This is a genomic window from Pseudomonas sp. NFX71 (assembly GCF_048079215.1).
GTDB lineage: Bacteria > Pseudomonadota > Gammaproteobacteria > Pseudomonadales > Pseudomonadaceae > Aquipseudomonas > Aquipseudomonas fluorescens_B.
Map to the genome: position 1 here is coordinate 4,906,888 of NZ_CP182230.1, position 21,144 is coordinate 4,928,031.

Here is a 21,144-nt window from a genome sequence, read left to right on the forward strand (position 1 = left end):
ACACATGAAAACCATCGATCTTTCCACTGCCACCGTGCGTGACCTCAATCAGGCGCTGCACGATCAGGTCAATAACGTGACCGATCACGAGTGGGTGGTGACTCACTCCGATGGCAAGCACAACCTCGCGGTCGGGGTGAATCAAGCGGTGTCCATCGATATCCAGGGTCACGCCGGCTACTACTGCGCGGGGATGAATCAAAAAGCCGCGATTACCGTCCATGGCAACGTCGGTGTCGGGTGTGCCGAAAACATGATGTCCGGCTACGTCCGGGTTAAAGGCAGCGCCTCTCAGGCGGCCGGTGCTACGGCCCATGGCGGGTTGCTGGTGATTGAAGGCGACGCTGGGGCGCGTTGCGGGATTTCCATGAAGGGCATCGACATCGTTGTCGGCGGCAGCATCGGCCACATGAGCTGCTTCATGGGGCAGGCCGGTCGCCTGGTGGTCTGCGGCGACGCCGGCGATGCGCTGGGCGATTCGTTGTATGAAACCCACATCTACGTGAAAGGGACCGTTGAGTCCCTGGGCTCGGATTGCATCGAGAAAGAGATGCGCGCCGAGCACCTGGAAGAGCTGCAAGGGCTGCTCGACCGCGCCGGTTTCGAGCACAAGGCGGCTGACTTCAAACGCTACGGTTCGGCCCGTCAGTTGTACAACTTCAAAGTCGATAACGCGTCCGCGTACTGATCCAGGAGCCATAACATGAGTGAGAAAACCCCTCCAGTGCTGCGCGAGTCAGCCACCTTCGACCGCCTGACCATCCAGGAAATCCAGCGTGCCGCGGAAACCGGCATCTACGATATTCGCGGTGGTGGCACCAAACGCAAACTGCCGCATTTCGATGACCTGCTGCTGCTCGGCGCCAGCGTTTCGCGCTACCCGCTGGAAGGTTATCGGGAGAAGTGCGGCACCGATGTCATCCTCGGCAACCGCTTCGCCAAGAAGCCGATTCACCTGAAGATTCCGGTGACCATCGCCGGCATGAGCTTCGGTGCTTTGTCGGCCAATGCCAAGGAAGCCCTGGGCCGTGGCGCGACCATCGCCGGCACCAGCACCACCACCGGTGACGGCGGCATGACCCCGGAAGAACGCGGCCAGTCGCAGCATTTGGTGTATCAGTATTTGCCGTCCCGCTATGGCATGAACCCGGACGATCTGCGCAAGGCCGACGCCATTGAAATCGTCCTGGGGCAGGGCGCCAAACCCGGTGGCGGCGGTATGTTGCTGGGCATGAAAGTCACCGAACGCGTGGCTGGTATGCGCACCTTGCCGATCGGTGTCGACCAGCGCAGCGCCTGCCGTCACCCTGACTGGACTGGCCCGGATGACCTGGCGATCAAGATTGCCGAGTTGCGGGAAATCACCGATTGGGAAAAACCGATCTACGTGAAGATCGGCGCCAGCCGGCCTTACTACGACGTCAAGTTGGCGGTAAAAGCCGGGGCTGACGTGATTGTGCTCGACGGCATGCAAGGCGGCACCGCAGCGACTCAGGAAGTGTTCATCGAACACGTCGGGATCCCGATTTTGTCGGCCATTCCGCAAGCGGTACAAGCTTTGCAGGAGATGGGCATGCATCGCAAGGTTCAGCTGATTGTTTCTGGAGGGATTCGCAACGGTGCCGACGTCGCCAAGGCGATGGCGCTGGGTGCGGATGCGGTGGCCATCGGGACGGCCGCGCTGATTGCCTTGGGCGATAACCATCCACGCCTGGACGAGGAACTGAAGAAAATCGGCTCGGCCGCCGGTTTCTACGATGACTGGCAGAACGGCCGCGACCCGGCCGGGATCACCACGCAGGACCCGGAGCTGTCCAAGCGCCTGGACCCGGTGGAAGGTGGTCGGCGTCTGGCCAACTACTTGCGCGTGTTGGTGCTGGAAGCCCAGACCATGGCCCGGGCTTGCGGCAAGTCGCACCTGCACAACCTCGATCCCGAGGATCTGGTGGCGCTGACCGTGGAGTCGGCTGCCATGGCGCGGGTGCCGCTGGCGGGAACCAACTGGATTCCGGGTTCCGGTACCGGTTACTGACAAAAACCTGTGGCGAGCGAGCTTGCTCGCGCTGGGCTGCAAAGCGGCCCCAAGAATCTTTGCGAGTGCTACGCACTCGAGCGCGAGCAAGCTCGCTCGCCACAGTTATAAGCGGGTCTGAAAGACCGCGGCATGTTCATTCAACGACCAAGAGGTCTCTCAAGAGGCCCGTGCACACTCACTTTGCTCGCTGCCAGACACTTTCCATTCTTTTGCAGGAGCTTTGAAAATGGTCAATCGTCTTCTCGGCAAATCCCTTCTTGTCTTATTGGCGGCCGGCGCGCTCGCGCCGCTCGCCCAGGCGGCCGATGCACCCACCTTGAACACCGGCAGCACCGCCTGGATGGTGACCGCAGCGGTGCTGGTGCTGTTCATGTGTCTGCCGGGCCTCGCTTTGTTCTACGGAGGTCTGGTGCGGGCGAAAAACACGCTCTCGCTGTTCACCCAGTGCTTCGGCATCGCCGGCCTGGTCGGTGTGCTGTGGGTGATCTATGGCTACAGCATGGTGGTCGACAGCACCGGCATGGTCGAGGGGCAGGTGACGTTCAACAGTTTCGTCGGTGGTTTGAGCCGGGCCTTTCTGGCTGGCATGACCCCGGAGAGCCTGGTCGGTGACATTCCGGAAGGCGTGTTTGTGACCTTCCAGATGACCTTCGCGATCATTACCCCGGCGCTGATTGCCGGTGCATTCGCCGAGCGCATGAAGTTCTCGGCGGCGCTGTGGTTCATGGCCCTGTGGTTTACCCTGGTTTATGCGCCCGTCGCCCATATGGTCTGGGGCGGTTCGGGCGCTTTGATGCATAACTGGGGCGTTCTCGATTTTGCCGGTGGCACTGCGGTGCATATCAATGCCGGCGTCGCTGCTTTGGCTGCGTGCCTGATTCTCGGCAAGCGCAAGGGTTACCAGAATACGCCAATGCCCGCCCACAACTTGAGCTTGACCATGGCCGGCGCGGCCATGCTCTGGGTTGGCTGGTTCGGCTTCAACATCGGTTCCGGCGGCGGTCTCAATGGCACTTCGGGCATTGTCATGCTCAACACCCAACTGGGCGCTTGCGCGGGGATTCTCGGCTGGATGTTCACCGAGTGGTTCAAGGTCGGCAAGCCGAGTGCCTTGGGCCTGGCCAGCGGTGCTTTTGCCGGTTTGGTCGGCATTACTCCGGCGTGTGCGTATGTGGGCGTCGGCGGCGCATTGGCCATCGGTCTGCTGTGTGGGGTGTTCTGCTACTTGAGCGTTACTGTGCTGAAACGCCGCTTTGGATATGACGACAGCCTCGACGTGTTTGGCTTGCACGGTATCGGCGGAATGATTGGTGCAGTATTGACCGGCGTGTTCTGCGTGCCGTCCCTGGGTGGACTGGTGGAAGACGTGACCATGGGCGCTCAGGTAGTGGCGCAGATCAAGGGCGTGTTGCTGACGACGGTGTACTGCTTCGTCATCAGCTGGATCATTCTCAAGGTGATCAACGCCGTCATCGGCTTGCGTGCCGATGAATCGGTGGAGGACATGGGGCTGGACCTGGCTGAACACAACGAGAGTGCCTACAACCACTGATCGTTACTATTGAACGACACGGCCCACCTTCGAGTGGGCCGTTTTCGTGGTGCTCAGCTCAACGCTGCATCACTGATCGACTTACGCTCGCGCGCTACGGCGGCACGCTGCAATTGACTGGCGATCAGGGTGTTCTTCAGCAGATACGCAATGGTCATCGGCCCGACCCCACCGGGTACCGGCGTGATCGCGCTGGCAACAGTGCGCGCACTGGCGTAATCGACATCACCGACCAGACGATTTCCCGACGCGTCGGTAATGCGATTGATGCCGACATCGATCACCACCGCTCCGGGTTTGAGCCAGCTGGCGTCGATCATCTCAGGTCGACCCACCGCCGCAACCACGATGTCCGCCAACCTGCACAACGCCGGTGCATCGACGCTGCGCGAGTGCACCACGCTGACCGAGCAGTTGGCCTGCAGCAACAAGGTTGCCATGGGTTTGCCGACAATGTTCGAACGACCGATGACCACCGCGTGCAAGCCGCTCAAGTCACCGCAGGTTTCATGCAGCAGACGCATGCAGCCGCTGGGCGTGCAGGGTGTCAGGACTTCGATGCCTTGCACCAGGCCGCCGACGTTTTCCCGATGAAATCCGTCCACGTCTTTGATCGGGTCGATGGCGTGAATCACTGCCGCCTCGTCGATATGTCCTGGCAGGGGCAACTGCACCAAAATGCCGTTCACCGTGGCATCGGCATTCAGTTGGGCAATCAGTTCCAGTACTTGCGCCTGGCTGGCGTCGTCCGGCAGACGGTATTCAAGGGAGCGAATGCCGACTTCCTTGGCCCGCAGCAGTTTGTTGCGCACATAGACCTCGCTGGCCGGGTCTTCACCGACGAGCAGCACGGCCAGGGCCGGGTAAATCTGCTGTCCGGCCAAGACCAGAACTTCTTCTCGAACTTCGTCGAGAACCTGGGCAGAGATGGCTTTGCCGTCGATAACGCGGGCAAGTGCAGGGGTGGTGCTGATCAAAAGAGTCACCGTCGTTTTGATTGATAGGGGGGCGAAGTGATCATCGAGGCGTCGTTGCGCCCCGATGATCCATCAGAGACCAGCAGGCAAGGACGCTCAGGCTACCAGTTGATGGCAACCGTACACCACCAGTACACCCGCGATCAGCGTTGCATAAGGCAGCCAACCGGCGCGTTTTTGTCCGGCATCGGTCTGAATGTACAGGTCGCTGAGCATCGCTTCCGGGAAGCTGCCCTTGTCCTGCACATAGTGGCGGTAGCAGAACACCGGAAGAATCAACAGCGCCAGCAACAGGCCGGTCACCAGGGTGCCGGCGCCCCAGATATCGGCTCCCAGCCCCATGCACGCCAGGTTGACGAAGCTCAGTACGCCACCCGCGACCAACAGCACGGTCGGGGCCTTGTACGGGCGTATCCAGTCGGGACGGTCCAGGCGATGGATCCAGCCGGCATTGAGGTTTAGAAAATTGAAGATGATGTAGCTGACGTTGGACGCGGCCAGCACGAACACATAATCGGACATCAGCAACAGCAGCAGGTTGAACGACAAGTCGGTCCACATCGCTGCGGTAGGCGCGCCATGTTCGTTGGTGCGCCCCAGGTATTTCGGCAACCAGCCATCCACCGATGCCTGATACAGGGTGCGCGAGGAGCCGGACATCGAGGTCATGATCGCCAGCAACGTGGCCAGGACCAACATGATCAGCACGATGTTGGCCACCAGCTTACCGCCGCCGATGCTGTCCGCCATGACCTGGCCCACGCCCATGCCGCTGTAGATCGCGGGTGACAACAGACCGCTATAGACCGCCGGTGTGACCACCGCGCCGCTGGCATCGAGCACCGCCGGTGTCACCAGTTGGCCGAGTCCGAGGCTGCCCTGAAACGCCAGGGGCACCAGGGTGAACACCAGAATGCACAGCAGGCCGGCGTAAAAAATGGCCTTGAACGTGTCACGCTTGGGGTCCTTGAATTCCCGGGTGTAGCACACCGCGGTTTCGAAACCGTAAGTGGACCATGCAGCCATGAACAGGCCGCCAGCCATCAATGACCACCCGGAAATATCCCAAGGCCCGTCGATCACTTGCCCGGCCGCGTCATGGGCCAGCGGGTACAACGGCAGGAAGTTGGCCTGGGCCGCGTCCCCGGTGAACAACGGCACCACGCCCACCAGCAACAAAGGAATCAGCGAGGTCACGCCAAGCACCAGGGTCAGGCGTGCCGAGCGCAAGATGCCGCCATGCTGCACGGCGAACACCGTCAGTAAAATCAGCAGGCCGATGGCGAACGTCGCGTTGATCCGTAGCGACAGGCCGCTTTTGACCCAGCCCAGGTCAAGCAGGGTCAGTTGCCAGGTATTGATCAACGCATCAGCGGGGAACAATGCGGTGAGGATGTAACCGGCTGCCAGCCCCGAGCCAATGGACAAAACCGGGGACCAGGCCAGCCAGTTGCACCACACCGAGACCGGTGCGATCAGCTTGCTGTAGCGCACCCAGGCGACTGCACCGTAGACCGACGCGCCACCGGATTTGTGCGGGAACAGCCCGGCGATTTCGGCATAGGTGAAGGCCTGGATGAAGCCGAACAGAATCGACACAATCCAGACGATCCAGGCCGGTTTGCCTACCGTGGCGGCAATCGCGCCGATAGAGAACAGGACCAGGGCGGGCACGCCACTGGCGACCCAGAAAGCCCCGCGCCAATCGATTTTGCGGTGCAGGCTGCCCACTGAGCTGGCGGCCTGCGGTACGGCCTCGAACGTAGTCGCTTCCATCTTCGTATTCCCATGTCTGAGTAGAGTGGTAGTGGGGCAGTCAAAGTCGGGTGGCGCTTAAGTTCATGTGATCGATCAACTGCGTACCCGGCTCTTGTCGGGGTCGTAGAAAATCGCTGCGGTGACCGTGGCGCTGATGCGCTTCTGCAGGCCATCGACTTTGCCGATCTCCAACGCTGTGCCGACGTCGGCGCAGGCCACGTCGACCCGGCACAGCGCGATATTGCTGGCCAGCAGCGGCGAGCGGCAGGCACTGGTGATGACCCCGACCTGGGCTCGGCCGCGGTACACCGGGTCGCCGTGGTCGGCGCCTTCGTTGCCGCTCAGTTGCAGACCCACCAGTTTGTGAGCGGGATGGGCACTGCGCCGTAGCAGGGCGTCGCGGCCGATGAAGTCATCGGTTTTGCCTTTCAACGGAACGCAAAAGCCGATACCGGCCTCGAACGGATCGGTCTGGTCGCTGAATTCGTAGCCGGCGAAAATCAGCCCGGCTTCGATACGCAGCATGTCCAGCGCTTCCAGGCCCAACGGCACCAGGCCCAACGGTTGGCCCAGCGCCCAGATTCGGTCCCAGATCCGCTCGGCATCCTCAGGCTGGCACCAGACTTCGTAGCCCAGTTCGCCGGTGTAACCGGTGCGCGAGATCATCAGCGGGCAGCCGTTGTACCCGTCCAGACGGCCCACCAGGAAACGGAACCAGCCGAGGGTTTCCAGGCTCGGTTGGGTCGGCGGGGTCCAGACCATCTGTTTGAGCAGCTCGCGGCTCATCGGGCCTTGCACCGCCAGGTTGTGGATCTGCTCGCTGGCGGATTTGACCCAGACCTTCATGCCAAGCTTTTGCGCCTGTTCGCGCAGCCAGACTCCGGCGTAATCCTCGCCGCAGATCCAGCGAAAATTGTCCGGGCCCAGGCGCAGCAGTGTGCCGTCGTCGAGCATGCCGCCGTGCTCGTGACATATCGCCGAATACACCACTTGACCCACCGCCAGGCGCCGCACATCGCGGGTCAGGCAGTACTGCAACAACGCTTCCGCGTCGGGGCCGATGATTTCGAATTTGCGCAGGGCGGTCAGGTCCATCACCGCCACTCGCTCGCGGCAACCAAGGTATTCCTCGATTGCGCCATAGCCGTCATAGCGCAGCGGCAGCCACCAGTTGCGGTAGTCGACGAAGCTGCCGGTCAAGGCGCTGGTGCGTGAGTGAAACGCGGACTCACGGGTGAGTATCGGGTCGGCATCGGCCGTGGTTCGAGTGCTCATGGCGATGGAAAAATGCTCCTTTTCGCTGTAGATGCGGACATGGATATCGGTCGGGTTCCAGCCATTGGCCGGGTCGATGTCATCCGGGCACGAGGTGCTGCCGCACAGCAGGTCGGTCATGGCCCGCAGCAGCACGTAGTCGCCGGGGCGCGACCAGGGTTCATCCAGGGTCATCTGCTGGTGCGCGTCGATTCCGGTATTGAAAAAGAAATTGATCGCCGGCCAGCCATTGCGGGCCTTGACCCCATGGGATGCGAGCACTCGGCTGAGGTTGTCGCTGCAGTTGTCGTGCCCGAAGTAGCCATGGCTCTCGTAGTAGCGCGCGGCGCAGGCCAGGGCGAAGGAATCGTGGCGGCCGACGGTGTCACGCACCACCTCCAGCATCGGTTGCATCTGCCGGTCAAAAAACTTTGAGAACAGTCCCGGTGCCGGGTAGGCGCTGCCGTTCAGGGTGCGGGTTACGGTCTGGTCCAAGTCCAGCTCCAGACCGCGATCCAGTGCCCGTCGATCGAGGGCGACGAAGTCCGAGCATTGGCGGCCGGCGACGTCCAGCACCTGCACGTACTGCCCTTTGCCGACGGTGTAACTGTGGGCGGTGCCGGCGCTAATGGTGAATTCGTCAATTAACTCGCCCAACGGTTCGGGCAACACCGGGAGCAGTAGCGGCGAAGGATTGGCTCGTGTCACCCACAACCTCAGTTCGCTGGGCCGATACTGCCGGTCGACGGCTGTTGGCCCGGCGGGCGCAGCGACAATCACCAGCAGTTCATCGCTGGCGACAAAGTGGCGACTGAAGTCGGCAGGGCTGTCCTCGTCCCAGAGTGAAGCCGCGCTGAGCAGGTGGTACGGATCAATGCCGCGTCGGCTCAAAGCCTGGTTGATACGCCGAGCCTGCAAGGTCGGTTCGGCGAGCCGTGCGCCGATAAACCCGCAGGCCGTCGAACCGCTCAGTGCCCAGGCCGCCAGGGCGCTGCGACCGAGCATATCCACGGCCAGCAATTCGCAAGGTTGCCGGCCTTCGAGGTCTATCACTTGCAGGCTGTCGCCGGGCTGCAGCGCGACAAGGGTCAGGCCGCCAGCGGTCACCCGATAGCGCTCCTGGGCCGGGGCCCGGGCAAAGAGTCCGGGCTCCCGCGGGCGGGAAACACGAGGTGCATTCATGGTGGGGCTCCCGGGTCAACCGATCGACTTGACGGACATCGGCGGTTCACCGAGGTACGCCGCCATGGAATCGTCCAGGGCATGCAGCCAAGGCGTGTGGTGGGGTGGCGACTGGGTGCCGGTCATCAGCGATCGGTAGGATTTGTCGCGGTAACCCATGATGTTGTGGGCCTTGTCGTGCTTCCAGTGCAGGAAGGTGTCGTTGACCCCGGCGATATCGAAGTTCGGGTAATCGGTGGCGTCCACCAGTTGCTGGATATAGGCGCCCTGGTATTCGAACATCTGCTGGTTGGTTTCAAGCTGCTGCTCACGGGCATGCCATTGCTGACTATCGGCGGCCCTTTGTGTCTGGTCGGGTAGAGTGATGCGTTGCAGGATCACGTCGCGGGCGTACCAGGCCTGCGCGTCGAACATGTTGAACGAGTACCACTGGTCCTGCATGCCGAGGTAGATCAGTTGCGGGTTGGGCTCCCAGAAAATGCCCTTGTACAGGTTCATCGGCCATAGCCGGTTGTCGGTCTTGAGGCACAGTTCGTCCGGCAGGAAGGGGAAGTGATGTTTGTAGCCGGTGCACAGGATCACCGCATCGATGTGCTTGTGGGTGCCGTCGATAAAGTACGCGCGGTTTTTTTCCAGGCGCTGCAGCAGCGGTTTTTCTTCCCAGTTGGCGGGCCAGTCATAGCCCATGGGCGCGGTGCGGTAGCAGCTGGTGATGCTACGGGCGCCGTATTTGTAGCACTGGGAACCGATGTCTTCGGCAGAATAGCTGCTGCCGACGATCAGCAGATCCTTGCCCTTGAACTCCAGCGCCTCGCGGAAATCATGGGCGTGCAGGATGCGTCCGCCGAACTGCTCGAATCCGGGGAAGTACGGCATCTTCGGCGTCGAAAAGTGCCCGCAGGCGTTGATCACATAGTCGAACTCTTCCGAGGTCTGGGTATCGCTGCCGTGGTCGTGGGCGACCACCGTGAAGCGGTGAGTCTCTTCGTTAAAGGTGACCTGGCGCACCACGTTGTTGAAACGGATGTAGTCGCGAACCCCGGCTTTTTCGACGCGGCCCTTGATGTAGTCCCAGAGCACTTCCCGTGGCGGGTAGGAGCCGATGGGGCGGCCAAAATGTTCTTCGAAGGTGTAGTCGGCGAACTCCAGGCATTCCTTCGGGCCGTTCGACCACAAATAGCGGTACATGCTGCCGTGCACCGGTTCGCCGTTTTCATCCAGGCCGGTGCGCCAGGTGTAATTCCACATGCCACCCCAGTCTTGCTGTTTTTCATAGCAGACCAGTTCCGGGATGGGCGTTCCCTGGTCCCTGGCCGATTGAAATGCCCGCAATTGAGCCATGCCGCAAGGGCCGGCGCCGATGATTGCTACGCGTGTGGTCATGGTCGTTTCTCGTGGCTGTGATTCGGAAAAAAGGCTCGCTCAGCGAAAAATCACCGTCTTGTCCTGGTTGATGAATACTCGGTGTTCCAGGTGGTATTTCAGGGCTTTGGAAAGCGCTACGGTTTCGGTGTCGCGGCCGATGGCAACCAGCGAGTCGGGCAGGTGGGTATGGTCGACCCGCTGGATTTCTTGCTCGATGATTGGTCCCTCGTCGAGGTCGCTGGTGACGTAGTGAGCGGTGGCGCCGATCAGCTTCACGCCACGGTCGTAGGCCTGGTGATAGGGCTTGGCGCCCTTGAAACCGGGCAGGAACGAGTGATGAATGTTGATGGCCCGGCCGGACAGCTGCTGGCACAGTCCGTCGGACAGAATCTGCATGTAGCGGGCAAGCACCACCAGATCGGTCTGAGTGTCCTCGACGATGCGCATCAACTCGGCTTCCTGGCTGGCCTTGCTGTCCTTGGTGATCGGCAGGTAGATGAAGCGAATGCCTTCGCGTTCGGCCATGGCTCGTAGGTCCAGATGGTTGGAGACCACTGCGGTGATGTGCATGTCCATCTCGCCTTTGCGATGGCGGTACAGCAGGTCGGTCAGGCAGTGGTCGAACTTGCTGACCATCAGCAGCACCCGGGTCGGCTGACTGCTACAGAACAGCTGCCACTGCATGTCGAAGCCGCCGGCCAGGTCGCCCAGATCCTCGCGCAGGGCACCGATATCGCCGGTCACTCCGGTGTTGAAGCGGAACACCGCACGCATGAAGAACTGCCCGGTGAACTCGTCGTCGAATTGCGCCAGCTCGCTGATGTAGCACTGCTGTCCGGCCAGGCAGGTGGTGATCGCGGCAACGATGCCGGACGCTGCCGGGCAATTGATCTTGAGAATGTAATGTTCGTTGGAAGTGTCCATCGAAGGTCCCTTGGATAAAGTGGTTGGAGGCTCAGCCCTTGGCTGTGCGCTTGGTTTTTTCCGGGTCGTCGAAGGGCAAGGCGTGGGTCACAGCGGCGCTTTCCTGGCTGCCGCGCACCTGCAGGGCAATGCCTGGATTCGAGCAGGCGACGCTCATCCGGGCGATGGCCATGGAGCGCTTGCTCAGGCGCGAATACATGCCGCAGGTGATCACCCCGACTTGCTGGTTGCCCTGCCACAAGGTGTCGCCGGCCTCCGCGGCGCGGACACCTTCGAGCAACACGCCGGTGATCTTGAAGCGCTCCTGACCGCGCAACCGAAAGTGCTCTTCGGCGCCACGGAATTCGCGCTTGTCCGGGGAAACGGTGAAATCCAGGCCCATTTCCCACAGGGTGTCGCCAGCCTTCTGATCGGCGAAGGGGTACATCTGGGAGTTGTCGTAGGGGAAAAACATCAGCGAGCTTTCCACCCGCAACCAGTCCAGGGCAGTAAAGGCGCAAGGGATGATGCCCAGGCCCGCGCCTTGTTCGAGGATCGTGTCCCACAGCGCTGGGGCATCGGCGGCCTTGCAGAAAATCTCGTAGCCGCGCTCGCCGGTGTAGCCGGTGCGAGAGATCATCACCGGACGGTCGAACAGGCGGGTTTGCAGGTGATGGAAATAGGGCAGCTGACGAATCCCGGGGACGTGCTCGGCGAGAAAATCCACTGCCAGCGGCCCTTGCAGTGACAGGTCGTGGAGGTCGTCGTCGAACAGCACCGCCACCTGGCGACCCTGAGATGAACGCACCAGCATTTCGTGGCCACTGCCTGCACCATGGACCACCATGAAGGCGTTGGGGCCGGTGCGATAGACGATGCAGTCATCGACGAATTTTCCGTCCTCGTCGAGCATCGAGGCATACACTGATTTGCCGGGGTAGAGCTTGGCAATGTCGCGGGTGGTTGCCCATTGCAGCAGGCTCTCGGCGTGGGGGCCAACGTAGTGGACTTTTTTCAGTCCGGACACGTCCATCAATCCGGCCCGTGTACGGATCGCCTGATGGTGATCGGCCAGGTCACTGTCGTAGGTCCAGGCAGTGCCCATGCCGTTCCAGTCTTCGAGGTTCGAGCCGAGTGCGCGGTGCCGTTCGGCCAGTGCAGAAATACGCCATGAATGCGCCATGTGAAGATCCTTGTCGGTGAAAGTGGGTCAGGGTTCAGGCTTGCGGATCGAAGCGGGTCAGCCACTCGACCAGGGTCTGTCGGTAGCGGCTCATGCCTTTGTAATCGGCGATCGGCTCGGGCAAGTCGCGCAGCACACGGTGCAGGCGGCAGCCCCAGCCGGGCTGAGTGACCAGCTCATCCATGCTGATCAGGTAGGTGCGGATGCTGAACATCACCGCGTTGCTGCGGGGTAGACGGACCATCACTTGCAACTCGACCCGCAGGTGAACCTGTTGCCCGACGTTCTCGGCGGTGATGCGGCCGCGGTCGGCGCCCCATTCATGGAAAGTCTCAGGGGAGGAGTCCAGGCGCGGGTTGATGGTCAGCGTCCAGTTCAGGCGTCGTACCGGCTGGCCCACCTGCAGGTTGAGCAGGTACTTCAGCGCGCGGTCGAAGATGCCCATCTGGTGGGCCATGGGCACCGGAGAATGCCACTGCTTGAAACTCATGCCGGCGTCGAAGGCCAGGGACCAGTCGGCCGGGCTGGTGACCAGGCCGGCGTCCATGTACAGATCGCCGTCTCGTTGATCGAGCAGGGCGAAATCCCCCTGCACCTGTCGGCCAATGAACTCCAGCGGTTCGCAAGGCAGGGTCGCGGCATCACCGAACACAAAGCGCTGATCGATATCCAGCAGGGTGTTGCGCCAATGCCAGTGCTCAGCGTCACGCTCAAGGGTGAACCACTGCGGATAGTCGGCGGCCAGGTGCTCCATGAGCATCTGCAGCGCATCCCAGGCCGCCACTTGCATGTGCGGCAGCACCAGGTAGCGGCGTGGATCCTTGTCCAGCACCAAGGCGCGTTCGGCCATTTCCGAGCGGTAGTGTTCGTCGATGTCGAACCCGTGCTGGTAGATCGAGCCGGGATCCCGGGAAGTCGCCGGTTCGATGTTCACCGAATACAGGTAGCTGTCCTCGGTGAAGGGGAAAGGGAAACGACTGATGGCAGCTGGGCTGTTGCGAAAGCTGAAATCGTCTCGATAGCTCTGTACGGGGCTTGGTTGAATGGTCATGGTCGACTCCTAAAGATCCAGCGAAACGGTAGGGCCGCAGCCGCGGGAGACACAGGGCATGAGAAAGTCGGCCTGCTCGGCGGGGCTAAGGAAACTGTCGCGGTGTTCGATATCACCGCCCACGTGGCGGGTCATGCATTGGCCGCAGGCCCCTCCACGGCACAGGTTGGGGATCTGCAGCCCGGCGGACTCCAGGGCTTCGAGCAGGCTCTGATCGGGGCCGACCCGCAGGCGCCGGCCGCTGCGCAGCAGTTCCAGCTCGAAGGGCCGGCCCGGTTGTGCGGCATTGAACGCTTCCCAGTGCACACGGCTGGACGGCCAGCCGAGTGCCTTGGCCTGTTGCCGAACCGCGTCGAGCAACGGTTGCGGGCCGCAGGTGTAAACGTGGCTGCCCAGCGGTCGATCACGCAGGATGTCGCTCAGGTCCGGGCGGCTGGCGTAGATGTGCAGGCGCGATCCCAGCCGCTGTTGCAACGCCTCGACATAGGCATCGCTCAGGCCCGGACGACAGAGGTAGTGCAATTCGAAGTGAGCCTGGCGTTGTTCCAGGGCCGCGATGTAGGCCATGAACGGCGTGATGCCGATGCCTCCGGCGATCAGGATGTGCAGGCTGGCGGTAGAGTGCAGGGCGAACAGATTGGCCGGTGGCGAGATCTCCAGCCTGTCGCCGATCCGGACCTGCCGATGCAAGTAGTGAGAGCCGCCGCGGGAGGCCTCCTGCAGGCGTACGGCGATGCGGTAATGCTGGTTGTCCGCCGGGTCGCCGGTCAGTGAATAGGCATTGCGCACCTTGCCCTCGGCCAGCGGCAGGTGAAGCTGCACATGACTGCCAGGGGAGAAAGCCGGCAGGGGCCCGGCGCACGTCTGCAGGGTGAATTCGCGCACCACTGGGGTAAGCATCCTTGCCGCACTGACCCGCACTTCGATGACGGCGCTCATGACCGGACTCCGGCGTAAGGCTGGTCGGGGTTGGTGCAGACACCGAGGTATGCCCCGAGGCGGCGGGAAAAGTGCTCCCGGACTTCCAGTCCGACTGCGCAACCGATGCAGCTCAGCAGCGGCTCCGGCCCGGCGGCCTGAGTCAGGCCGCAGTGCACGCAATACACCTGGCGCTGGCCGGCAATCGTACGGGTGATGTCGATCTCGTCATCTTCCAGTCCGGCGCTGCGGGCCTCGCCGTGGATACGCCAGATAAAGACCTCGTCGCCCATGATGTAGAGATGGCTGCCGACGGTAGCGCTAACCAGCACCTGATGCAGGCGGCGGGAAAAGTCGGCGCTCTCGCCATTCAGCACCAAGGGCTGTTCCAGTTCCCCGACAAAGGGCGTGCAGACGGCCGCCGATTGCATGACCACGATGTGCCGGGTGACGCTTTCACGAGGCAGCGGTTGTCGATAGCACGGGAGGCTGTGAAGTCGGTCTTGGGCAGCGCTGTGTCTATCCGTCATGTGGGCTTTCCTGGCGTTGAACTGGGAATTTGTTTCCTGTTGGGGAAGATACTTTCCTATGGGGAAAATCTTCTCAATCCGGAAAAAGGGCTACGCCTTTGGAGATAAGCCCTGAACAACGCCTGTTCGGGGCATGGAAGTTGCTGGTCTTTGCTCAAGGCTGAGCAACCGGACGGGGAGTTATCGATAGTGCGAACACAACCGCAGTGGTGGCCGCTCTGGTTGGGGCGTATCCGCCCCGAACAGGCACGCAGTGTGCGCAAACTACTGACCGGATTGCCCTTGTGTCAGGTGCACGCTGACGGTGCCTTGTCAGGTTTTTTGGACCGTTTCGAAGCAGTGTTGCCGACCTGCAAACTGAGTCTGATCCTGGGCGGCGAAGACCTGGGGCCGACGCGGCGCGGATTGATCGAGGGCTGCCAGGACGTGGAACGCTGCCCTTGGCGTGATTCGACACTGGATGATGCGGCTCAGGTCTGTGGCCCTTGTCGGCAACGGGGCGTTCATCGCCTGGTATGTGCCTTGCCGCAAAGTGATGATTCGAACAAAGGGGTGTTGTTGCTGGATACCCCTCAACCGGTCCACGCAAGCTGGCGCCAGTTGCTGGAAGAGGCGGCGCAGGCGATCGGCGTCACCGTGCGCTTGCGCTGCTACACCCGTGAGCAACAGCGCAAACAGGCGACCTCCCGGCACGGCGCCCTGGCTCGTGAGTTGCACGATTCGGTGGCTCAGCAGTTGGGTTATCTGTCGTTCCAGGCGCGTTTGCTGCAATCGCAGTTGGGCGAGCCTGCGCACGCCAACGCCGCGTTGCAGGAACTGTGCGGCGGCTTGAGTCAATTGCAGCGTCAGGTGCGGGAGCTGATTACCAGCGCTCGTCTGACCATGGACGGGCGCTCGCTGCGTCAGGCTCTGGCCGACTCTGTCGCTGAGTTCTCGCGGCGCTGCATCATCGTTTTTGAACTGGACAATCGCCTGGCTGATGATGCTTTGAGCCCGGAAACCGAATTGCAGATTCTGCAGATCATTCGCGAGGCACTGGCCAACGCGGTACGCCATTCCCATGCACGGCATGTGCGCATCGAGTTGCGGCAAAACCAGGACGGTGAAGCCTGCGTATCGGTGGAGGATGACGGCATCGGACTGAGCCCGGCGTCAGGGGAGGAAAACCATTTCGGCTTGGCGATTATCCGCGAACGCGCCGCGAGCATTGGCGCCCGACTGACCATTGAGGCGATCCGCCCGCACGGGGTTCGCGTACACCTTGGCCTTCGCCGCCACCAAGACCTGCCACAGGGGAGTTTCGATGGACTGCACGACCTTACTACTGATCGATGATCACCCGTTGTTTCGCAAAGGCCTGGCACAGCTGTTCAGCGCCAGCGACGACTTTGAAGTGGTGGGGCAGGCCGCCAGCGGCCGCGAAGGCATCAACCTGACGGTGAGCCTGGCGCCGCAGCAGGTCTTGCTGGATCTGCACATGCCCGGCTTGAGCGGTTTGCAGGTGCTCGATGAACTGCGTCAGTTGCGCCTCGACTGTCAGGTGGTGGTGCTCACCGCATCGATGGATCGCGCCGAGCTGTTGACGGCCCTGCGCCTGGGCGCCAGTGGTTATGTGCTCAAGGAAACCGAGCCTGATGCGTTGTTGGCTTACATGCGCAATTGCCACAAGGGCGCGATTGTTCTGGATTCAACCCTGATTGCGCTGCTGGCCGATCAGCGCGAGTCGGTGACCCGCCCTGCGCACGATGCGGATCCGCTCGACACCGGCAACCTGACCGAGCGCGAGGGGCAGACCCTGGCCCTGATCGCTGCGGGCATGAGCAATAAACAGATCGGCCGTGAACTGGGCATCAGCGATGGCACGGTCAAAATCTATGTGAGGAATCTCTTGCAGAAGCTCAGCCTGCACTCGCGCCTGGAACTGGCGGCGTGGGTGCACAACGGCGCGTCGGTGAGACACGAGGAGCGTCATTAGATGATGGAACGACCAGAGGCATTTGTGCAGACACTGCCCTTGCATTTGATGGATCGCTTTCCTGCGGCGTTGCTCGAACTGCGCGATAACGGTCAGATCGCCCACTTCAACTTGGCCTGGGTCGAGCTGATGGATCTGCCAGGTACGGAACGCAACCTCATCGACTATGTGCACCACGAAGACCGTTCGTTGTGGCGTCAGGCCCTGCATGAACTGCGTCGGCACCCCGAAACCTCCTTCAATCAGCGGCTGCGTTTTGTTCACCCTTCGGGGGAGCTGCGCTGGTTCGACGTCAGCCTGAAGCGCGGGCTTCAGGCTTTTTATCTGGTGGCCGGCGACATCACTGCGCACAAGCGGCGCGAGATTGCCTTGCAGGCCAGCCAGCGCAGCAGCATGAGCCTGCTCGACAGCATGCCGGGGCTGATCTATCGCGGCCGCAACAACCGCGACTGGACCATGGAATTCGTCAGTGCCGGTTGCCTGCAACTGACCGGGTATCCACCGGAGCGGCTGGTGGACAACCATGAGTTCACCTACAACAGCCTGATCCTGGCCCAGGATGCCGATTACGTCTGGCGCGAGGTGCAATATGCCCTGTCACGGCAGGAACCGTTCGAACTCCATTACCGGATACGCTGCGCAGATCAGTCGATCAAGCATGTTTGGGAAAAGGGAGTGGGGATTTATGCCGACACCCGGGAAGTGTTGGGTATCGAGGGCGCGATTTTCGAGCGCTGCATGGATCGGCGAGCGAGCTGAATACACCGTTGCGCGAGGGTACAACGCCGGGCATCGCACCCGGCGTTGGGGCTTTCAGGGGGTTATCAGGACAATTCGCCGACTCCCTGGGCGCGCTTGCCCAGTTTCATCAACCCGTAATAGCTGAGGGCGGGCACCAGCAACCCGACAATCCAGGCCAGGTCTACGCCATCCAGGGCGTTGGCCACCGGGCCGACATACAACGTGGTGTTCATGAAGGGGATTTCCAGGGCGATCGCCAGCACGAAACTGCCGCAGGCGATCCAGTTGATACGCCCGTAGATCCCGTCCTTGTCGAAGATGTCAGCTATCCGGTACTGCCCTTTGCGCAGGCAGTAGTAATCCACCAGGTTGATCGCGGTCCAAGGAATCAGGAAATAGCTCATGAAGAAAATGAAGTTGAGGAAGAAGTTGATGAAGTCATCCTGACTGATGGTGCACAAGGCCGTGGCCACCAGGCTGATCACCAGCATGAACAAGCCGCGTACCCGCGGTGTCACCTTGAGCCGGGCAAAGGGTTCGATCACGGTAATGGTCGACATGAAGGCGCCGTACAGGTTGAACACATTGATCGACACCTGGCCATAGACGATGAAGGCGAACAATAGCAGTGCGCCGCCACCAAACAGCCCGGCGACATGGCTGCCGACGTTGCTGGAAAAGTCGCTAATGCCGATGCTGAGGATCGCCCCGAGAATCATCATCCAGGCACCGCCGCTGACCGTGCCGGCGTAGCTGTACCAGAACACTTTTGCGGTTGGCGTACTGCTCGGCAGGTAACGCGAGTAGTCGGCCACATACGGCGCATAGGACAGTTGCCAGGTCACGGCAATGCTCACCGCCGCCAGAAACTTCGACAACGAGAAACCCGTCGGCAGCCATTGTTCCGCCGGGATCGGCAGCTGCAAGGCGAGCACCGTAGCGGCGATGAACACCAACAACGAAAGCAGTGACAGCACTTTCTGCAGGCGATGGATCAGGCGATAACCATAGAGCGCGACGACAAAGCACAACGCCCCGATCAGGTAGATGTTGCCGGTGGCCGGTAACGGACTGACGGACTCCAATGCCTGGGCGGCGAGCAAGGTGTTGCTGACGAAAAACCCCAGGTAAATGAGCATCACGAACAGCAGCGGCAACACCGCCCCCAGCACGCCGAACTGGGCCCGGCTCTGGATCATTTGCGGGATGCCGAGTTTCGGCCCCTGGGCGGAATGGGATGCCATGAAAATCGCCCCCAGCAGCGAACCGATGATGATCGCCAATGCGCTCCAGAACAGATTGAGCCCCATCACCACCGGCAACACGCCGGACGCGATGGTCGTGATGTTCATGTTGGCGCCAAACCAGATGAAGAACAGCGAGCCGGGTTGGCCATGGCGTTCGGCTTCAGGGATGAAATCGATGCTTCTTTTTTCCACTTGCATGGCGATTACTCCTGAGTCCGGGCGAGGTGGGTTTGCAAACGGGCGATGGTGTTTTCCAGCTCATGGGGCTGGTGGGCGAACAGGTCCGGGCGCTCGGGGATCAGGCTTAGATACTCGCGGTTTTCCATGGCTCGAAGGCATTCGGCGCAGGTCAGGATTTCCAGGGCGTAGACCCAGTTGGCCATGATCAGGAGCGCCGAGTAATGTCCCGCCAGCGTGGTCGTGGTGCAGGCGTCGCTGACCAGGCGAATGTGAAAACCCAGGGCGAAGGCATCGAACACCGTGCTCAGTACGCAGACATCGGTCAGTACACCACATACGATCAAGGTATCGACCTGGAGTGCCTTGAGTCGGGCGTCCAGGTCGGTTCGGTGGAAGGCGCTGTAACGGCCCTTGTCGATAATGAGTTCATCTGGCTGCGGCGCCAGACGTTCGGTGATTTCCACTTGCCGGGTGCCGGCGCGATAACTGCTAGGGCCGCCGTCGGCCGCTCGCGGTTCGCCGCGCGGCAAGTCAATGCCGTCGGCCTGATTGATGTGGCGGGTATAGATGACAGGCACCCGTTGACGGCGGGCAGTCTCGAGCAGGGCGGCGGTGTTGGCCTCCACGGTGTCGAAGTGTTCCAGGACGAAACCGTCCTCCTGCTGCATGTCGATGATCAACAGCGCGTTTTTATTGTTCATTGAGCAAACCTGATCATGGGCGAAGCACAATGCACCGGACACGCTTCGCGATAACGAGACGTGGGATGCGTGAATTCCAGTTCGGGTGGGCTCAGTGAACCAGCTGCCAGAAGCCGTTCTGCTTGGCGGTAACGCTGGCGCGCAGGCGCTTGAAATGCAGATGCGAAGCGGTCCATTCGCCGCGCAGATAAACCTGCTCGGCGCCGGAGGGAAGGGCGAGTGATGGGCGGCGATCATTGATCATTGGAATCGACCCTACACGTCAGTCAGCCCCCCGGCTTCGCGTCCGAGGGGCAGGGTGGTGGACTCAGCGGAACGCCGGGACCACGTGTTTGATGAACAGCTCCAGGGATTTTTTCTTCTCCGCGTGGGGCAGGCTGTTATCGCACCAGAAGCTGAACTCGTCGACCCCCAGTTCCTGGTAATACTTGATGCGCGGGATGATTTCTTCCGCGGTGCCGATCATCGCCGTCTTGTGCAGACTCTCCAGTTCGAACTCTGGTCGCGCGGCGAATTTTTCTTCCGGGCTCGGCGCCAGGAAGCCGTTGACCGGCACTTCCTTATTACCGAACCAGGCATCAAAAGTGCGATAGAACTTCGAGATCGCCTTGGCCCCGACTTTCCAGCCTTCGGGGTCATCGACCGCGTGGACGTGGGTGTGACGCAGCACCATCAGTTGTGGGCGCGGCACCTCTGGATTGTTGTCCAACGCAGTCTGGAATTTATTCTTCAGGTCGAGGACTTCTTCGTCGCCTTTCATCAGTGGCGTGACCATGACGTTGCAGCCGTTGGCCACCGCGAAGTTATGCGAATCGGGATCGCGAGCGGCGATCCACATCGGTGGATTAGGCTTCTGGATCGGCTTTGGCACACTGGTTGAGGTCGGGAACTTCCAGATGTCACCGTCGTGGGCGTAGTCGCCTTGCCACAAGGCGCGAACCACTGGAACCATTTCCCGCAGCGCCTGACCACCGGAAGAGGCAGGCATGCCACCGGCCATGCGGTCGAATTCCACCTGATACGCGCCGCGGGCCAGACCGACTTCCATGCGACCGTTACTGATCACGTCCAGCAGTGCGCATTCGCCGGCGACGCGCAACGGGTGCCAGAACGGCGCGATGATGGTGCCGGCGCCGAGGTGAATGGTGGTGGTCTTGGCGGCCAGGTAGGCCAACAACGGCATCGGGCTCGGCGAGATGGTGTATTCCATCGCGTGGTGTTCGCCGATCCAGACGGTGCTGAAACCGCCGGCTTCAGCCATCAGGGTCAGTTCCGTCAGGTCTTCGAACAACTGACGGTGGCTGATGCTTTCGTCCCAGCGTTCCATGTGCACGAACAATGAAAACTTCATGACGCTTACCTCGGATCTTTTGTTGTCGGCCTGTCGACTGCAGGCCTGTTGCCTGGAATGAGCGCTAGGCGCTCCCGGGAGTTCTCGCCGGTTGAAGCGCGTCGCTGAGAACGGCTATTCGGCTGATTCGTTATTGGTATACCATAATATGGAATATCCACAAAATATTTCTCTCCGACGGTCGTACTCACCTCACAAGGAAGGCGAGCTTGATGAACATAAAACAAAAACTGATCCTCGC

The 21,144-nt window shown here is 61.2% G+C and carries 19 protein-coding genes; 6 read left to right on the top strand and 13 right to left on the bottom strand.

What is annotated here, in order from left to right; all coding sequences use genetic code 11:
- Positions 1–4: 4 nt before the first annotated feature.
- From ACM1ZW_RS22955 to ACM1ZW_RS22965, 3 genes are all read left to right on the top strand, one after another.
- Positions 5–688, top strand: a complete 684-nt coding sequence (locus tag ACM1ZW_RS22955; protein WP_416739410.1) for a protein glxC — start codon at positions 5–7, stop codon at positions 686–688.
- Between the two features lie 15 nt (positions 689–703).
- Positions 704–2,032, top strand: a complete 1,329-nt coding sequence (locus ACM1ZW_RS22960; RefSeq protein ID WP_339491984.1) for an FMN-binding glutamate synthase family protein — start codon at positions 704–706, stop codon at positions 2,030–2,032.
- A gap of 229 nt (positions 2,033–2,261) precedes the next feature.
- Positions 2,262–3,587, top strand: a complete 1,326-nt coding sequence (locus tag ACM1ZW_RS22965; protein WP_416739411.1) for an ammonium transporter — start codon at positions 2,262–2,264, stop codon at positions 3,585–3,587.
- 53 nt (positions 3,588–3,640) lie between these two features.
- Here ACM1ZW_RS22965 and folD read toward each other — a convergent pair whose 3' ends face one another.
- The 9 genes from folD to ACM1ZW_RS23010 all read right to left on the bottom strand — a co-directional run bounded on the left by folD (position 3,641) and on the right by ACM1ZW_RS23010 (position 14,708).
- Entirely contained in the window at positions 3,641–4,564 is a 924-nt protein-coding gene (gene folD, locus ACM1ZW_RS22970; protein ID WP_414883650.1) for a bifunctional methylenetetrahydrofolate dehydrogenase/methenyltetrahydrofolate cyclohydrolase FolD, read from the bottom strand.
- Positions 4,565–4,660: 96 nt separating this feature from the next.
- Entirely contained in the window at positions 4,661–6,340 is a 1,680-nt protein-coding gene (locus tag ACM1ZW_RS22975) for an APC family permease (protein ID WP_416739412.1), read from the bottom strand.
- Positions 6,341–6,415: 75 nt separating this feature from the next.
- A complete protein-coding gene (locus ACM1ZW_RS22980) occupies positions 6,416–8,758 on the bottom strand; it encodes a DUF1989 domain-containing protein (RefSeq protein ID WP_416739413.1) in 2,343 nt (780 codons plus the stop codon).
- Positions 8,759–8,773: 15 nt separating this feature from the next.
- A complete protein-coding gene (locus ACM1ZW_RS22985) occupies positions 8,774–10,141 on the bottom strand; it encodes an NAD(P)-binding domain-containing protein (RefSeq protein ID WP_416739414.1) in 1,368 nt (455 codons plus the stop codon).
- A 39-nt stretch (positions 10,142–10,180) separates the two neighbouring features.
- Complete coding sequence (gene purU, locus ACM1ZW_RS22990) at positions 10,181–11,047, bottom strand: formyltetrahydrofolate deformylase (RefSeq protein ID WP_414883654.1); 867 nt, start codon at positions 11,045–11,047, stop codon at positions 10,181–10,183.
- 31 nt (positions 11,048–11,078) lie between these two features.
- Positions 11,079–12,209, bottom strand: coding sequence for an aminomethyltransferase family protein (locus tag ACM1ZW_RS22995; protein ID WP_414883655.1), 1,131 nt, complete (start codon positions 12,207–12,209; stop codon positions 11,079–11,081).
- A 34-nt stretch (positions 12,210–12,243) separates the two neighbouring features.
- A complete protein-coding gene (locus ACM1ZW_RS23000; protein ID WP_416739415.1) occupies positions 12,244–13,260 on the bottom strand; it encodes a heme-dependent oxidative N-demethylase family protein in 1,017 nt (338 codons plus the stop codon).
- A gap of 9 nt (positions 13,261–13,269) precedes the next feature.
- Positions 13,270–14,199, bottom strand: a complete 930-nt coding sequence (locus tag ACM1ZW_RS23005; RefSeq protein WP_416739416.1) for a PDR/VanB family oxidoreductase — start codon at positions 14,197–14,199, stop codon at positions 13,270–13,272.
- On the bottom strand, positions 14,196–14,708 hold the full coding sequence (locus tag ACM1ZW_RS23010) for a dimethylamine monooxygenase subunit DmmA family protein (RefSeq protein WP_416739417.1): 513 nt from the start codon (positions 14,706–14,708) through the stop codon (positions 14,196–14,198). Before ACM1ZW_RS23010 ends, ACM1ZW_RS23005 begins: the two co-directional genes overlap by 4 nt.
- Before the next feature lie 189 nt (positions 14,709–14,897).
- Here ACM1ZW_RS23010 and ACM1ZW_RS23015 point away from each other — a divergent pair, with 189 nt between their 5' ends.
- Genes ACM1ZW_RS23015 through ACM1ZW_RS23025 form a run of 3 tightly spaced genes read left to right on the top strand, consistent with a single transcriptional unit; the run spans position 14,898 to position 17,442 of the window.
- The gene (locus ACM1ZW_RS23015) at positions 14,898–16,043 is read left to right on the top strand and encodes an ATP-binding protein (RefSeq protein WP_416739418.1); all 1,146 of its coding nucleotides are present in this window, start codon (positions 14,898–14,900) and stop codon (positions 16,041–16,043) included.
- Entirely contained in the window at positions 16,012–16,683 is a 672-nt protein-coding gene (locus ACM1ZW_RS23020; RefSeq protein ID WP_414883660.1) for a response regulator, read from the top strand. The genes ACM1ZW_RS23015 and ACM1ZW_RS23020 overlap by 32 nt, the downstream gene beginning before the upstream one ends.
- The gene (locus ACM1ZW_RS23025; protein WP_414883661.1) at positions 16,684–17,442 is read left to right on the top strand and encodes a PAS domain-containing protein; all 759 of its coding nucleotides are present in this window, start codon (positions 16,684–16,686) and stop codon (positions 17,440–17,442) included.
- A 65-nt stretch (positions 17,443–17,507) separates the two neighbouring features.
- Here ACM1ZW_RS23025 and ACM1ZW_RS23030 read toward each other — a convergent pair whose 3' ends face one another.
- From ACM1ZW_RS23030 to ACM1ZW_RS23045, 4 genes are all read right to left on the bottom strand, one after another.
- Positions 17,508–18,869 carry a purine-cytosine permease family protein gene (locus tag ACM1ZW_RS23030; protein WP_416739419.1) on the bottom strand — a complete coding sequence of 454 codons (1,362 nt, stop codon included), beginning with the start codon at positions 18,867–18,869 and terminating at the stop codon, positions 17,508–17,510.
- Positions 18,870–18,874: 5 nt separating this feature from the next.
- A complete protein-coding gene (locus ACM1ZW_RS23035) occupies positions 18,875–19,552 on the bottom strand; it encodes an isochorismatase family cysteine hydrolase (RefSeq protein ID WP_416739420.1) in 678 nt (225 codons plus the stop codon).
- Positions 19,553–19,643: 91 nt separating this feature from the next.
- Positions 19,644–19,796: a hypothetical protein gene (locus ACM1ZW_RS23040; protein WP_197281746.1), complete on the bottom strand. Its 153-nt coding sequence runs from the start codon at positions 19,794–19,796 to the stop codon at positions 19,644–19,646.
- 63 nt (positions 19,797–19,859) lie between these two features.
- The gene (locus ACM1ZW_RS23045) at positions 19,860–20,903 is read right to left on the bottom strand and encodes an LLM class flavin-dependent oxidoreductase (protein WP_416739421.1); all 1,044 of its coding nucleotides are present in this window, start codon (positions 20,901–20,903) and stop codon (positions 19,860–19,862) included.
- Between the last annotated feature and the right edge of the window lie 241 nt (positions 20,904–21,144).

What these genes read in the sequence shown, in the direction of transcription:
- ACM1ZW_RS22975 (WP_416739412.1), bottom strand. Translation starts at nt 6,340, where the DNA reads ATGGAAGCGACTACGTTCGAGGCCGTACCGCAGGCCGCCAGCTCAGTG.
- ACM1ZW_RS22980 (WP_416739413.1), bottom strand. Translation starts at nt 8,758, where the DNA reads ATGAATGCACCTCGTGTTTCCCGCCCGCGGGAGCCCGGACTCTTTGCC.
- ACM1ZW_RS22965 (WP_416739411.1), top strand. Translation starts at nt 2,262, where the DNA reads ATGGTCAATCGTCTTCTCGGCAAATCCCTTCTTGTCTTATTGGCGGCC.
- ACM1ZW_RS23030 (WP_416739419.1), bottom strand. Translation starts at nt 18,869, where the DNA reads ATGCAAGTGGAAAAAAGAAGCATCGATTTCATCCCTGAAGCCGAACGC.
- ACM1ZW_RS23005 (WP_416739416.1), bottom strand. Translation starts at nt 14,199, where the DNA reads ATGAGCGCCGTCATCGAAGTGCGGGTCAGTGCGGCAAGGATGCTTACC.
- ACM1ZW_RS22985 (WP_416739414.1), bottom strand. Translation starts at nt 10,141, where the DNA reads ATGACCACACGCGTAGCAATCATCGGCGCCGGCCCTTGCGGCATGGCT.
- ACM1ZW_RS22955 (WP_416739410.1), top strand. Translation starts at nt 5, where the DNA reads ATGAAAACCATCGATCTTTCCACTGCCACCGTGCGTGACCTCAATCAG.
- ACM1ZW_RS22995 (WP_414883655.1), bottom strand. Translation starts at nt 12,209, where the DNA reads ATGGCGCATTCATGGCGTATTTCTGCACTGGCCGAACGGCACCGCGCA.
- purU (WP_414883654.1), bottom strand. Translation starts at nt 11,047, where the DNA reads ATGGACACTTCCAACGAACATTACATTCTCAAGATCAATTGCCCGGCA.
- ACM1ZW_RS23020 (WP_414883660.1), top strand. Translation starts at nt 16,012, where the DNA reads ATGGACTGCACGACCTTACTACTGATCGATGATCACCCGTTGTTTCGC.
- ACM1ZW_RS23010 (WP_416739417.1), bottom strand. Translation starts at nt 14,708, where the DNA reads ATGACGGATAGACACAGCGCTGCCCAAGACCGACTTCACAGCCTCCCG.
- ACM1ZW_RS22960 (WP_339491984.1), top strand. Translation starts at nt 704, where the DNA reads ATGAGTGAGAAAACCCCTCCAGTGCTGCGCGAGTCAGCCACCTTCGAC.
- ACM1ZW_RS23040 (WP_197281746.1), bottom strand. Translation starts at nt 19,796, where the DNA reads ATGATCAATGATCGCCGCCCATCACTCGCCCTTCCCTCCGGCGCCGAG.
- ACM1ZW_RS23025 (WP_414883661.1), top strand. Translation starts at nt 16,684, where the DNA reads ATGATGGAACGACCAGAGGCATTTGTGCAGACACTGCCCTTGCATTTG.
- ACM1ZW_RS23000 (WP_416739415.1), bottom strand. Translation starts at nt 13,260, where the DNA reads ATGACCATTCAACCAAGCCCCGTACAGAGCTATCGAGACGATTTCAGC.
- ACM1ZW_RS23035 (WP_416739420.1), bottom strand. Translation starts at nt 19,552, where the DNA reads ATGAACAATAAAAACGCGCTGTTGATCATCGACATGCAGCAGGAGGAC.
- ACM1ZW_RS23045 (WP_416739421.1), bottom strand. Translation starts at nt 20,903, where the DNA reads ATGAAGTTTTCATTGTTCGTGCACATGGAACGCTGGGACGAAAGCATC.